Here is a 13251-nt window from a genome sequence, read left to right as displayed (position 1 = left end):
TGGAATATTATTGGCACTTATTTACCATGACATGAACAGGTTTACCTTTTCCTTCAAACTGAAGACTCCATACATATTTACCATCTTCTTTAATATCAACCGAAGTATCCGTACCGTAACCACCAAATGTTAATGGTGTTAATTCACCAACGTTCATTCTATTACCTTTTGCGGTAAATTGTGGGAACCACAACTCGGTCGCGTACTGCATTTTGTAGGAGCCTACTTTTTCTTGAACCACGGCTTGGTAGAAATTATTCCCTTTGTAGGTGTATTGACGCTGAGGCACGTGTTTCCAATCGGAATCCGCAAAAGTACCCACCACAAATAGTGGTTTAGAAATAGGTCCTTTCGCTGTGCTATCTGGGTTGTCACACGCTTTCATGAAAGCAACCACTTCGTCTTGAGACATATTAACAACAGGCTCTGCGGCCGCTTCTGGTTCTGCAGTCGATTGACAACCCACTAAGGCAACAAGTAGAGCAGCAGCAAGAGAGGTCTTCATCATGTTCATTTCACGTAATTCCTTTTTAGTATATCCAAAGCAAAATAAACTCAACGGTTAAAAGAAATATTAATCGTTATTAAAATGGAAATATCAAACGCCAAATAAATATCGTCAGATTGTGAATTTAAATCACTTCGAGAAGTTTGTTTATTTCCTAAGTACAAAAAATAAATTAGGAACTGCCATTAATTATTGATCCAACCTATATAAAAAACAAAGTAATAAAAATAATTATGTGAATAAGGTAACTCTATGTAGGGGTATTTTTATTAGTTTATTTTCTATGAAAAAGGTCAGCATTTCGCTGACCTTTTTTTATCTGATTATTTTCTATTTACGGCTTTCACAAACACTTGTTGCGCACCTTCGATACCCAGCTCTTTTGCTTCATCAAGCAAAGTGAGCGCTTTCGGAATATCATTCGCTGCGACTGCCGCTTCAATTGAGCTGTAGTAGTAGCTAGTAAGGTCCGTACCTTGGGGAATGTTGTCGTTTTTCGCAACAATCTTAGTATTCACAATATCATTCGCGGATACCGAAAAGCGGAACTGACCAAGTGGGCTATGTTTCGCTAGAGGGTCTGCAATATCTGGCGGCTGAGTGTGGCGCGCCATGGCGAAGGCTTTTGCAGGGTGTAAAACTTGTGTACTTCCTTTTAGATCGGCGGAAGTCGTGTAAACCAACACATGCAGATCGTTACCTGTCATGTCTGGAATCACATTGAGATCAAGTACGAATTTATCGTTGTCCAACAGTTTTGCTGGTTCATACTTAAACTTTGAAAAATCTGCTTGGTAAATGGTTTCTCCTGCCGAGTTCATCACTGCGACATTAGGAGCATAAAATTGAAGTTCTTTACTTACGAATGTCTCTAATTTGATATCGAGACTGCCACGGTTACCTGGAAGAGCAAACGCTGCAATAGCGCCAGCACTGTTACCATCCAACAACATTTGGCTTTTATCAGTCAAAGCGAACTCAGTAACCACAGGCACGTTAAGCGGTACCCATTGAATATCACCCGATTGCGTGATCACTTGTTGCTGACCTTTTGGACTCATCTCTACTTGTTCTACAGACGCACAACCAGTAGCCAACATGCCCAGCAGTACGGGAGCAAGCCATTTTTTCATTACTGTCTACCTCGACTCTTTATTGTTTTTTAAATAAATACAGCCAGATAAGTTCTGGCTGTATCATTCTAGGACAATTTAGGACTTAGTGGTTAGATGATTACCACCAAGCTTCAGCTTGTACACCGAATTGGAACGTATCGTCTGAACGACCGTTGTCAAATGTGTTTGAGTTGTCTTCTTTGTCAGCCGTTAGGTAAGAAGCGTAAACACGGATTTCAGGACGAGCCCAGAAGCTAGAGCCAGCAGACCATGCTTGAGCAACAGTTAGCTTACCGTATTTGTTTTCTTCGCCGTCGTTATCGTCGATAGCGTAACCAGCTTCGAAGATAGTTTTGTGGTTGTCATCCCATTTGTACATTGGACGAACAACAACAGACATTGTTTCCCACTTGTCTTGGCCAGCCCACATGTCTTCACCAACACCGTACACTAACTGGTGACCCATTTCCCAGCTGTCGCCCATGCCGATTACACCCCAGTTGATTAGGCGGTAACCAGATGCACCGTTGTCAGCTTCTGCGCCGTACCAGCTACCGTCGCCGTAGAATGCCATTGTTTTTGAGTAACCTTCAGTACCGTACTGAAGCACTGTTTTGTTGAAACCAGCGTCTAGACCTTGAGTCAATTCTGCTGTGAACATTACGCCGTTTTTCGCATCTTTAGTGCCGTTTGGCGCAGCGTCAGTTTCGTTAAGAATTGCGTAGTTCAAGCCCATTTCTAGAGAGCCGTTGTCCCATAGAGGAAGACCTGCGTAACGTACGTCTAAAGTGTTTACGTTTGTTGCGCCGCCATCGTTGCCTGGGTCTGCGATATCGCCGCGGTCGTTACGAACCCAAGCGAAAGAAACTTTACCAGGACCAGCTTCGATACCTTCAACACCAGCGCCCGCGCCAGAGATGTTCCAGTAGTAGAAATCAGAGATATGAATGTCGTGACGTTGGTAGTAGCGTTTACCTGCCCAAAGCGTTGCTTCAGGAGCAAAGTTTAGTAGGCCTTTAGCTTGAACGTTGAACTGACGTAGTGCGAATTGTGCATCGTCTACACATTTCACTTCGCCGTTATCCAAACCACAGTTAGCAGAAGTGCTTTCCCAGTCGTTTGAACCGTTAGAAGTCATTGCAACCATAGAGTCTACGTAGAACGTTTTGCCGTTGTTGTTGTAAACTTCTTTACCTAGTTGAATCTCGCCGTAGATATCGCTTTCATTACCTAGACGACCGATCTTGTTCTTTTCGAATGTTAATTGTTGACCACCGTCAGCGTTCACGCCAACGCCAGCACGCATGTAACCGTGGAAATCCACTGCGAATGCAGAACCAGCAGCTAAAGTTGCAGCTACAGCAGCAGCAATTGCACTTACTTTTTTCATTCTTAACTCCATTAAGGGTATTTATAATTCTGTCTTCCCTGCTCACTCTTTTAGGTGAATATAGGCAGTAAAAACACACCTAAAGAAAGAGAGGTAAGATGGGAACGAATCCCCGTTTGTTTCAACAGTTGTGAGATTACCCGAGGCGTACAAGGATGACTTCCTCCGCCCTAAACTAATTTAAGGGGGATGAGAAGGGAGTAGAAAATTTACCGAATGGTGTTTTTTCGAGTCAGATCACCAATCTAGGGAGGAATTAGTAAGTTTGTTCGGTTTTGAGCCGCTACAAAGTGATAGCCATTTCATATTTTTGACTCTAAGCCGTCACATAAAGTAATTAAATTACACGAATATTTTTATATTTAGGGTGGTTGACCTTAGTAAGACAAAGTTTTTAACTTATAGTTTCCTAAAGGTAGCAATAAATATTAAATAAAGTATCTCCGATGACACGACTTCTCTCTCGCCCCTACCCCCTGGGCGCAACATTGAATAAAGAAGGCTGTAACTTCTCTATTCATGCTCCGGGCGTAAAAGACATTCAACTGGCATTGTTTGCAGACGATGGCAGCTACGAGCTTCGCGGTTTACCGAATGAATACGCTGGCATACGTCATACTTTTATTCCAGATATTAAGCCGGGGCAAAAATACGGTTATCTTGTCTCCCACAAGGACGAGCCACTGTTAATTTCTGATCCGTACGCAAAATCAATAGATAAAGCCCTCCACTATCACCCTCCCTACTCTCCAGCCAAAAGTTTCGATATGCCGAAGTGCGTCGTTATCGAAGATGATTTTGACTGGCAAAACACGGATCACCCGCGTATACCCAGAGAAGAGATGGTGTTGTTTGAGACGCACGTCAAAGGGCTTACCCAACGCCACCCAGAGGTTGAAGACAAGCTGAAGGGGCGCTACTTAGGTCTTGCATCACCTGAAATGCTGGCCTTTTACAAACAGCAAAACATCAACACGCTGCAATTGCTACCTGTCGCAGCATGCATGCATGAGCCTCACCTACTAGAGATGGAAAAGGTCAATTATTGGGGATACAACCCTTATCTCTTTATGGTGCCCGATCCGCGCTACGCAGAACAAGACGCCGTTACGGAATTAAAAACAACAATTCGCGAATTGCATAAAAACGGTATCGAAGTGATTCTCGACGTGGTTTACAACCACACTGCTGAAGGTGGTGAAGGGCCTACAATCTTCAACCTGAAGGCCCTCGATTCCTGTTTTTACATCAAACATGGCAACCACTTCGCCAATTACACTGGCTGCGGAAATACAGTCGATCTCACCTACCAACCAGCGTTAAACCTTGTGATGGATACATTGCGCTACTGGGTTAGCGAATTTAAAGTCGATGGCTTCCGTTTTGACTTGGCTGCAACGTTAGGTCGACAGGGCGATGATTACAACCCAGAAGCAGCTTTCTTTAAAGCCGTTGCGCAAGACCCAATTTTGCGTGAAACCAAATTGATTGCCGAGCCTTGGGATATTGGTCCAAATGGCTACCAAGTGGGTAACTTTCCATTTGGTTGGAACGAATGTAATGACAAACTGCGTGATATTTCCCGCAGTTTTTGGCGCGGTGATCAAGGCTATTTAAAAGAGTTTGCCACTCGATTAATGGGCTCTCGTGACATTTATAGTGCAGCGAACTGGCCATACAAACTCACCGTAAATTACATCACGTATCACGATGGCTTCACACTGCAAGATTTAGTGTCTTACAAGCACAAACATAACGAAGCCAATGGCGAAGAAAATCGCGACGGTCACGGTGACAATCGTTCAGAAAACTACGGTGTTGAGGGCGAGACGGAAAATCTGATGATCATCGCCACGCGTGAGAAGCAAAAACGCAACCTTATTGCTAGCTTGCTGTTTGCCTTCGGTATCCCACACATTCTCACTGCTGATGTTCTGTCTCACACCCAAGGCGGTAACAATAATGCCTATTGCCAAGACAACGAAACCAGTTGGATGAACTGGGAAGAGACAGAACGTAAGCAACATTTCAAAGCATGGATGTCACAAATGGTCGCCAACCGAAATCAATACATGGTGCCATTTATCCGAGCTTTCAGTGGCGAAAACCGCAATAACAACCGTATTTTCTGGCGCCGTACAGACGGTCGCTTAATGGAGCACGATGATTGGAACCGTTTAAGCTCCGTCGCACTTCACCTTGGTATCGGTAAAGAAGGGCAAGAGCTGGTCTACCTCATCAACCAAACTAACGCCACAGCGCGCTTTAAGCTCCCCAATGAGCGAAAGCAAGAATGGGTGACGATCTGTGATACAAACGTACGCAATCTCAACCCAGGACATGCTGAAGGCGAAGTCTTGCTGTCACCCACCTCGATGGTGATTTTGCACTATCAACCAAACCAAAGCACACCAAAAGGTGAGCAAACGCATAGCTAAGTTATAAACGCTCCAAAAAAGGAAAGCCGATGCATCTCAGTGCTTCGGCTTTTTTGTTGGTTAGATGTGCCTAACTCATTATTCGCAAGGCGGCGCTAGGTGAATCAAAGCTAACCCACCCAGTGACGTCTCACGGTATTTCTTGTTCATGTCTTTGCCCGTTTGGTACATGGTTTCAATTACCTTATCCAACGAGATCAGACATTTACTATTACGCTTTAATGCCATGCGAGATGCATTGATCGCTTTCATTGCACCCATTGCATTACGCTCAATACACGGTACTTGCACTAAGCCACCGATTGGGTCACAAGTCATGCCTAGCGAGTGCTCCATGGCAATCTCAGCCGCAATACAAATTTGCTCATTGCTGCCACCACGTAGCGCGGTCAAGCCAGCTGCCGCCATAGAGGAAGATACACCGACTTCACCCTGACAACCTACTTCGGCACCCGAAATAGACGCGTTGGTTTTGTACAAAATGCCAATCGCACCGGACACAGCAAGGAAGTCTTTAAGCTGTTTAGTATCAAGCTCTTTGATGAAGCGATGGTAGTACATCAATACCGCAGGAATCACACCCGCCGCACCATTAGTTGGCGACGTTACGACTTGTCCACCAGCCGCGTTTTCTTCACTCACAGCAAAAGCAAACAGGTTAATCCAATCCATGATTTCCATCGGATCGTTTTCGATTGCTTCATTTGCTTCAAGCTTCTTCAGCAAGTTAGGCGCACGGCGGGTCACGTTCAAGCCGCCATCCAAGATACCTTCTGTCTCGAAACCGCGCTCCATGCAACGCGTCATCACACGCCAGATCTGTTCTGCGCGTTGATTAATGGCTTCCATATCCTGAAGCGCTTGTTCGTTTTTCAGAATCATGCCGCCGAGGCTCATGCCATTCTTCTCAGCCTGTGCCAACATTTCGTCTGCACTGGAGAATGGGAACTCTACTTCTACGGGTGCAGTCGCACTGCCATTTTGCAGTTCATCCGCCGTTGCGATGAACCCACCACCGATAGAGTAGTAAGTTTCAAACCCAACCTGATTGCCATGCGCATCTAACGCAGTAATCGTCATGCCATTCTCATGCAGAGGAAGGTTCTCTTCATGGAACAACATGTCCGTTTTGTAGTTGAATTCGATTTCATGACGGCCATCGACAGACATCATGCCCTCTTCAATCGCCTTGCGCATCGCTTTATTCGCAGAAGCGATTTTGATGGTATCTGGTTTGTTACCCAACAGACCCAAAATGGTTGCACGGTCAGTATGGTGACCAATCCCTGTTAACGAGAGTGAGCCGTATAAATCGACTTGAATACGAACCACTTTTGCCAAGTTCGATTCAATCAAACGAGTGAAGTGGTAACCCGCGATCATTGGACCATTGGTGTGAGAGCTAGAAGGACCCACACCAATCTTGTAAATATCAAAGATGGACAGCATAAACTTACCTATTACGACAATGCAGCATAAAGCCAATCAGGGAGAACCATACAAGCAGCGATGGTCGCCACAGCGAACACCAACAGCCCGTAATGGCTTGCGGTTGGCTTTGCAAAAAGATGTTTTTGATTATTGATAAAGATTTGTTGCTCGGCAGTCACAGCGCCCCAACGACGGCTCACTAACACACCAAACAAAAGGAAGACGAACGTACCAATTGGCGCAAACCACGGCCAAGCCACGTCGAGATACATCGCAGTAAACACCGCAATCACACTCATTATACTGCCAACGATCACGCCTTTCTCATTGGCTTTCGCCCAGAATAAGCCAAGCACGAATGAACCCAAACGGATACCAACGAAGATAGAAGTCAGACTAGCGATGGTTTTGAGTACCGATTCATTCGATACTGCCAGAAGAGCTGGCACTACCACCATAGCCGCAGCGAGCAAACTCATCTTTCTTGCGACTTTTTCGTAGTGCTCATCATCGGCACTTTGGCGAACGAAACGCTTGTAGATATCGAACGTCGCGACAGTCGCCATTGAGTTGTAGGTCGAATCCAAGGTCGACATTGCGGCCGCCGCCAACGCGGAAATGATCAAACCAACGACGATTGGGTTAGTGTGGTTGAAGACGAAATCCAAAATCACTTCGTTGCTGTTTTCAAACGATTGATCTTGATAGAAAACACTCAAAAGAACACCGAGTACCGCGAAGAATAAGTACACAAAAAATGCACCGTAACCACACAACAGCATCGACTTCTGCGCCGTCTTTTCACATCTCGTCGCTAACGTGCGTTGGATGATCAATTGGTTGGTGCCGTACACACTCAAATGCAAAAAGCTCACGGCAACCATACCAGCCCAGAGTGTAGTATCCACGCCCAAATCAAAGTCTAAGTTGATGATATTCAGGTGATCACGAGAAAGGTAATCTGCCGTATTAATCTCCTTCATTAGAATGGCAAAGATAGCGATGCTGCCTGCCACCAATACTGCAGATTGCAACATATCGGTCCAGATAACCGTGGAAATCCCGCCCGCATAGGTATAGCAAGCGGTGAAAATACTGATGTAGATGATGGCTTCAGAAATACTGATAGGCAGAACTTGCACTAAGATCAGCGCCACGGCATACAAAATCACACCCGCAGAGATACATTGAACCACAATGAACACAATCGAGTTGATGGTTCTTGCATACACCCCAAACCGGTGCTCAAGGTATTCATAAATCGAAGTCAGACCCAGCTTATAAAAGACAGGCACAAAGAAAATGACGGTGAAAAAGATAACGATGGGATAGTTAAGGTGAATACTCATCGCTTCCATGCCAGAGCTATAAACCCAACCAGGCATCCCTACAAACGTCATCGCACTAATGTAAGTCGCAAGTATCGAAACACCTGCCGTAAACCAGCCAAATTGCTTTCCACCCGTGGAAAAGTCGCCACCATTGCTGTAGCGCTTATTCACTAAATAGCTGATTAGTATGGTAATTGCTACATATAACGCAATCACCACAAAACTTGAGTACGTAACCATTTTAAGGTTTTCCTAATTCTGGGTAGCTAATTATTATGCCCAGATATTACTGTAAAAAGGCATTTTTAAACGACAATCCCACTGTAAGTGTGATTATTATCACCAATATAGGCGAAAATGTATTCAAAATCGCCAAAATCGCCGATTAGTGAGATCCTTGTCACTAAAACCCACAAAATGGGTACGCATTCATTTTAAAATTGATTTTGATCACGGATCTAATAACCTTAAAAAAACTATGATTCACCCCGACACGAAATCGAAGATGATCCAAATAAGATCGTGTTCATTAAGTTTGAATAGCAACAAATCCTAAGTGAAATAGAGGTTTATCGGTCATGAATGCCAAAAGACACATGAGCGAAGTTCCTATGATTCAAAGGGTAGCTGCCTATCTAGCGATACTGGTTGGTTACTTTTTCTATTGTTATAACTTTGTAATTATTGACTACGTACGCCCATACATCGTTGAAGCGTATGATGGTATTAGCCTGTCAGACACTGCCCAGTTCTATACATGGCAGTCGGTTGGTGCACTTATCGGTGCATTGAGCTGTGCTTGGTTCGCAACAAAATTTGGTAAGAAATCCACTCTTATTACCATCACAGCCCTAAACGGTGGCGCAACGATCATCAATATGATGTTCACCGACTACACAACATGGGCAGCAATGCGTTTCATCATTGGTTTGTCACTGGGTGGTTACTTCACCGTGGCAGTAAGCCTAATGATCGGCCTATTTACGCCAACGGTACGTGGTAAGTTGACGGCATTCGCGTCTTCTATGTTCTCTGTAGCACTGATGGTAATGGGTGCGTATGCAGCATTTATTGCAAGCATCGATGCACCATGGGAAAGCCTAATGCTTGTAGGTGGTATCCCACCATTGGCAGCCGCTGTGGTCATGATCTTTGTACTACCTAGCGACAGCAAAGTGATCGCTTACGGTGAAGAAGAGCAAGCAAAAGTAGAAGAATCAAATACACCAGCGAAAAAAGGCTCTTGGGGCGAAATGCTAAGCAAGCCTTACCGTAAGATCACATTAACGTGTCTATTACTGGCTGGCCTTAACTTCTACGGTTTCCAATTCTTTGGTGGCTTCGTAACCACTTACCTACGTGATGTACGTATGTTCGACGGTGCAACCATCGGTCTCATCTTCTCTATCTCAGCATTTGGTTCACTGTTTGGTGCGTGGTTCTGGGGTTGGGTAGCTGACAAATTCGGTCGTAAGGTGAACGCATTTGGCTTCATTCTAGCGGGCATCATGGTTTCAATCTTCTTTGTTGCACCTGGCGACATGGTGATTGGCGGCCTAAACATGCTGGCTCTACTTGGTCTGATTTACAACTTCGGCCTGTCTTCTTCAGCGGTATGGGGTGGTTACTTCTCAGAACTGTTCCCAGCACACCTACGTAGCTACGGCGCGGCGCTATTCCACGGCGGTCGTATCCTCGGTATGTGGGCACCAATGGTACTTATCTTCATCCAAGAGCGTACCGACCTACAAACCGCAATGTGGGGTTCACCAATCGTATGGATCCTTGCTGGTCTTCTATGGCTATCACTGCCAGAGACACTAAAAGGCGGCGTGTTCGATAAGAGCAAAAAAGCCGAAGCAGCAAAAGCGTAACTGAATTTCAAAAACTCCGGCTGGCTCCCCGGCCGGATGAAAAAACTTAATTTCGAGTCCTGTTCCCAAAGCCGACTCGACAGCAAATAAGAGAGTTTATTATGTCTAAATATCAAGAAGCGAAACGCGTTGTACGTGAATACTTCAGCGCAATGGAAAACGCAACTCACGAGAACGTGGCAGAAGTACTAAAAGCACACACTTCAGAAGATTACCTATGGCGTGGTGTTTACCCATTCCGTGAGCAACAAGGCGCTCAAGCAGCGGCTGACGTTTTCTGGGCTCCTTTGATGAAATCAATGACTCGCATGCAGCGTCGTCAAGACATCTTCATCGGTGGTGAGAACGAAGTAACATCAGGTGAAATCTGGGTAATGAGCATGGGTCACTTCATGGGTCTATTCGACGCTGAATACCTAGGCATGCGCCCAACTGGCAAAATCATGAACATCCGTTACGCAGAATTTAACTGTGTTGAAAACGGCAAGATCACTAAGACTGGCCTATTCCTAGACCTTCTAGGCGCGATGGACCAAGCGGGTTGTTACCCACTACCACCATCAACAGGTAAGCACTTCGTATACCCTGGTCCTCGTAACCACGACGGTCTACTGTTCGAAGACGCAGCACCAGAAGAAGGCGTAGCAACACTAGCACTAGTGAACAAGATGGTTGATGACCTATCTGCACTAAACGACAGCGGCGCTATGGGTTGCCCACCAGAAGTTCTTGAGAAGAGCTGGTCTAAAGACATGATCTGGTACGGTCCATGTGGTATCGGTGCGTCTTACACAATCCCTCGTTACCAACAGCAGCACCAATTACCATTCCGTAACAACCTGAAAGACAAGAAGTTTAACGGCCACGTATGTCGTTTCGCAGAAGGTAACTTCTCTTGTTTCTTCGGCTGGCCAAACCTATCTAACACGCCAATCGGTGGTTTCCTAGGTATGACAGGTGGTGAAGTACGCGCAGACATGCAAGTGGTTGACGTTTACTACCGTGACGGCGACAAGCTATCTGAGAACTGGGTACTGATCGACCTTCCTTACTGGCTAAAACAGCAAGGTCTAGACGTGTTCGAGCGTACTCAACAGATCCTAAACCCTTCTCTATAAGAAGTCCTAGGGGCGGATTGTTAACCCGCCGTTATGTTGCCTGAATCCCCTCTCGGTTCAGGCGACATGCTCCCAACTCATGCCTCAAGGATGGGGCACAACCTCAAGATAGAACCCTTATTCAAAACGGGCATGAACGCACGGTGGCTTTCTGCGCCCTGAATAATGAGATTGATGATGAAAAAGTCGACCCTTTCTGCAGTGATTTTAGCAGCGCTTACTTCTAGCTCAGCCTTTGCTGCACACACTTTTGTTAATGACGCTGGCGACAGCCTAACCATCGATGGCCGTTTCGATCTTCGCTACCAAGACCGTGGCGGTGATGACAACGGCGAATGGAACAGCGGCAGCTCACGTTTCGGTTTGAAAGGCCAAATGGGTCTGGATAACGGCTGGACTGGTTTCGGTCACGCGGAATGGGGCTACAACTCTGGCGCGAACGGTGACAACATTTACGACCGCTTGCTATACGCAGGTGTTGATCACGAAAAATATGGCAAGATTGCTGCAGGTACTAAGCAGTGGTCTACCTTCTACGACGTAGCATGGTACACCGATTTAGGTCGTGTATTCGGTACTCGTGGCTCAGGTGTTTACAACCTAGCTGACTGGGGTATCGCATCCGGCGCGGGTCGTGCAGAAAACTCATTTACGTACCGTAATTCAATTAATGAAAAAGTGAGCTACGGCTTTACTTACCAAACCACGCGTGAAGATGTCGCTCTAGCAAGCAATGCGACAGCCTCACTGAAAAACGGCATGGGTGCGTCTATCACTTACAAACCGGTTGATGGCGTAACACTTGGTGCGGCTTACCATCAAAATGAAGTTGCTGATTTAGACGCAAGCGTGGTTGGCGTAGAAAACGGCGACAACATGCGCATCATGCTATTGGGCGCAAACTACAGCAACGGTGGCTTCTACGCAGGTGCGACTTTCCACGTTGGCGAAAACTGGGAAGCAGTGAGCCAAGGCGGTACGGACGTAATGTTCGATACCCTAGGTGGCGAAATCTACACTTACTACCACTTCGATAACGGCCTACGCCCAACGTTGAACTACAACTACATGGAAGATCGTGGTGACGAGACGCAAGGTTACGAGCGTAACTTGCTGATTCCTGGTCTTGAATACCACTTCCAGAAGAACAAATTCCTAGTTTGGACTGAATACCAGTTCGACCTAGGTAAAGATCAGTACGATGGCAGCAAATTCGAAAACCGTGATGATCAATTCGCGGCAGGTATTCGCTACTACTTCTGATAACACTCATCGCTCACCACCTATACCCAAGTAACCTTAAGGTGGTGAGTGATGAAGTTCTTATCAACACAAAGCAAAGTTATCTTGAAGCCAAGTAGTCATCACTTCACTAACAATTAAAGGCTGCTCAAGCGTAGATAGATGCCCACACTCAGGGATAACATGAAGCGTGACGTTTGGGATGCATCTCTCCATGAGCAGATGATTGTCTAGCGGACAAAGCTTATCTTCTTTACCTGTTATCACCAACGTAGGAGCTTGAATGTCCGCCAATAAAGGTCGAGCATCCGGGCGAGTTGCTAACGCTTTAGCATGTGCTTCAAATGCCTCCAAACCTACATTGACCGCCATGCCTTCTATACGCTCAGTTAACGCTTTGTCTTGCAAACGGCTTGGATGAATCAGCACAGGCATCAGAGTGTCAGGCGTAATGCGTTCAAACTCACCACTTAATGCACGGCTAACCAGTGCATCACGCTTTTGTGTCACCTCTGGCTTTTCATCTGCTGCGTTGGTATCCATGAGGATCAAGCCTTTGACTCTGTTTGGCGCTTGACGGTACACCTCAAAGGCAAGAATCCCACCCATTGATAAGCCACCCAAGACAAACTCCCGCGGTGCGTCTTGCAACACTCTCTGCGCCAGCTGTTCCATTGACGGCAATGAAGCCAGCGTCGGGCATGTAGGCTCAACCCAACTTGGCAACGCTCGGTTGATATCCTCAAACAATGTGCCATCACAAAGTAGTCCGGGTAGCCAAACTAACGAGGTGGGTTGCGTCAT

General features: G+C 45.9%; 10 protein-coding genes. 4 read left to right on the top strand and 6 right to left on the bottom strand.

Going from position 1 to position 13251, the window contains the following annotated elements; translation table 11 throughout:
* Nucleotides 1-7: 7 nt before the first annotated feature.
* The 3 genes from L3V37_RS01055 to L3V37_RS01045 all read right to left on the bottom strand — a co-directional run bounded on the left by L3V37_RS01055 (nucleotide 8) and on the right by L3V37_RS01045 (nucleotide 3013).
* Entirely contained in the window at nucleotides 8-514 is a 507-nt protein-coding gene (locus L3V37_RS01055) for a hypothetical protein (RefSeq protein ID WP_005374788.1), read from the bottom strand.
* A gap of 317 nt (nucleotides 515-831) precedes the next feature.
* A complete protein-coding gene (locus tag L3V37_RS01050) occupies nucleotides 832-1641 on the bottom strand; it encodes a MalM family protein (RefSeq protein ID WP_005374786.1) in 810 nt (269 codons plus the stop codon).
* 100 nt (nucleotides 1642-1741) lie between these two features.
* A complete protein-coding gene (locus tag L3V37_RS01045; RefSeq protein WP_005374784.1) occupies nucleotides 1742-3013 on the bottom strand; it encodes a maltoporin in 1272 nt (423 codons plus the stop codon).
* Between the two features lie 446 nt (nucleotides 3014-3459).
* Here L3V37_RS01045 and glgX point away from each other — a divergent pair, with 446 nt between their 5' ends.
* A complete protein-coding gene (gene glgX, locus L3V37_RS01040; RefSeq protein WP_237305667.1) occupies nucleotides 3460-5451 on the top strand; it encodes a glycogen debranching protein GlgX in 1992 nt (663 codons plus the stop codon).
* Nucleotides 5452-5529: 78 nt separating this feature from the next.
* Here the strand turns inward: glgX and L3V37_RS01035 are convergent, their stop codons facing one another.
* Both L3V37_RS01035 and L3V37_RS01030 read right to left on the bottom strand, forming a co-directional pair.
* Nucleotides 5530-6900, bottom strand: a complete 1371-nt coding sequence (locus tag L3V37_RS01035) for an L-serine ammonia-lyase (RefSeq protein ID WP_237305666.1) — start codon at nucleotides 6898-6900, stop codon at nucleotides 5530-5532.
* Nucleotides 6901-6911: 11 nt separating this feature from the next.
* A complete protein-coding gene (locus L3V37_RS01030) occupies nucleotides 6912-8453 on the bottom strand; it encodes a sodium:solute symporter (protein ID WP_237305665.1) in 1542 nt (513 codons plus the stop codon).
* A gap of 338 nt (nucleotides 8454-8791) precedes the next feature.
* Between L3V37_RS01030 and L3V37_RS01025 the strand changes: the two genes are divergently transcribed.
* From L3V37_RS01025 to L3V37_RS01015, 3 genes are all read left to right on the top strand, one after another.
* A complete protein-coding gene (locus L3V37_RS01025; RefSeq protein ID WP_237305664.1) occupies nucleotides 8792-10087 on the top strand; it encodes an MFS transporter in 1296 nt (431 codons plus the stop codon).
* 101 nt (nucleotides 10088-10188) lie between these two features.
* Nucleotides 10189-11205 (top strand): nuclear transport factor 2 family protein, encoded by a 1017-nt coding sequence (locus L3V37_RS01020; RefSeq protein ID WP_005374772.1) that lies wholly within the window; start codon nucleotides 10189-10191, stop codon nucleotides 11203-11205.
* A gap of 177 nt (nucleotides 11206-11382) precedes the next feature.
* Nucleotides 11383-12468, top strand: a complete 1086-nt coding sequence (locus L3V37_RS01015) for a porin (protein ID WP_237305663.1) — start codon at nucleotides 11383-11385, stop codon at nucleotides 12466-12468.
* Nucleotides 12469-12531: 63 nt separating this feature from the next.
* Here L3V37_RS01015 and L3V37_RS01010 read toward each other — a convergent pair whose 3' ends face one another.
* Complete coding sequence (locus L3V37_RS01010) at nucleotides 12532-13251, bottom strand: alpha/beta fold hydrolase (RefSeq protein ID WP_237305662.1); 720 nt, start codon at nucleotides 13249-13251, stop codon at nucleotides 12532-12534.

The sequence above is a fragment of the Vibrio sp. D54 genome, from assembly GCF_021728075.1.
GTDB lineage: Bacteria > Pseudomonadota > Gammaproteobacteria > Enterobacterales > Vibrionaceae > Vibrio > Vibrio alginolyticus.
This window is presented reverse-complemented; position numbering and strand designations above follow the sequence as displayed.

Excerpts from the sequence above, each read along its gene's own strand:
- L3V37_RS01055 (WP_005374788.1), bottom strand. The coding sequence starts at position 514 with ATGAACATGATGAAGACCTCTCTTGCTGCTGCTCTACTTGTTGCCTTA.
- L3V37_RS01050 (WP_005374786.1), bottom strand. The coding sequence starts at position 1,641 with ATGAAAAAATGGCTTGCTCCCGTACTGCTGGGCATGTTGGCTACTGGT.
- L3V37_RS01045 (WP_005374784.1), bottom strand. The coding sequence starts at position 3,013 with ATGAAAAAAGTAAGTGCAATTGCTGCTGCTGTAGCTGCAACTTTAGCT.
- glgX (WP_237305667.1), top strand. The coding sequence starts at position 3,460 with ATGACACGACTTCTCTCTCGCCCCTACCCCCTGGGCGCAACATTGAAT.
- L3V37_RS01035 (WP_237305666.1), bottom strand. The coding sequence starts at position 6,900 with ATGCTGTCCATCTTTGATATTTACAAGATTGGTGTGGGTCCTTCTAGC.
- L3V37_RS01030 (WP_237305665.1), bottom strand. The coding sequence starts at position 8,453 with ATGGTTACGTACTCAAGTTTTGTGGTGATTGCGTTATATGTAGCAATT.
- L3V37_RS01025 (WP_237305664.1), top strand. The coding sequence starts at position 8,792 with ATGAATGCCAAAAGACACATGAGCGAAGTTCCTATGATTCAAAGGGTA.
- L3V37_RS01020 (WP_005374772.1), top strand. The coding sequence starts at position 10,189 with ATGTCTAAATATCAAGAAGCGAAACGCGTTGTACGTGAATACTTCAGC.
- L3V37_RS01015 (WP_237305663.1), top strand. The coding sequence starts at position 11,383 with ATGAAAAAGTCGACCCTTTCTGCAGTGATTTTAGCAGCGCTTACTTCT.
- L3V37_RS01010 (WP_237305662.1), bottom strand. The coding sequence starts at position 13,251 with ATGACGCAACCCACCTCGTTAGTTTGGCTACCCGGACTACTTTGTGAT.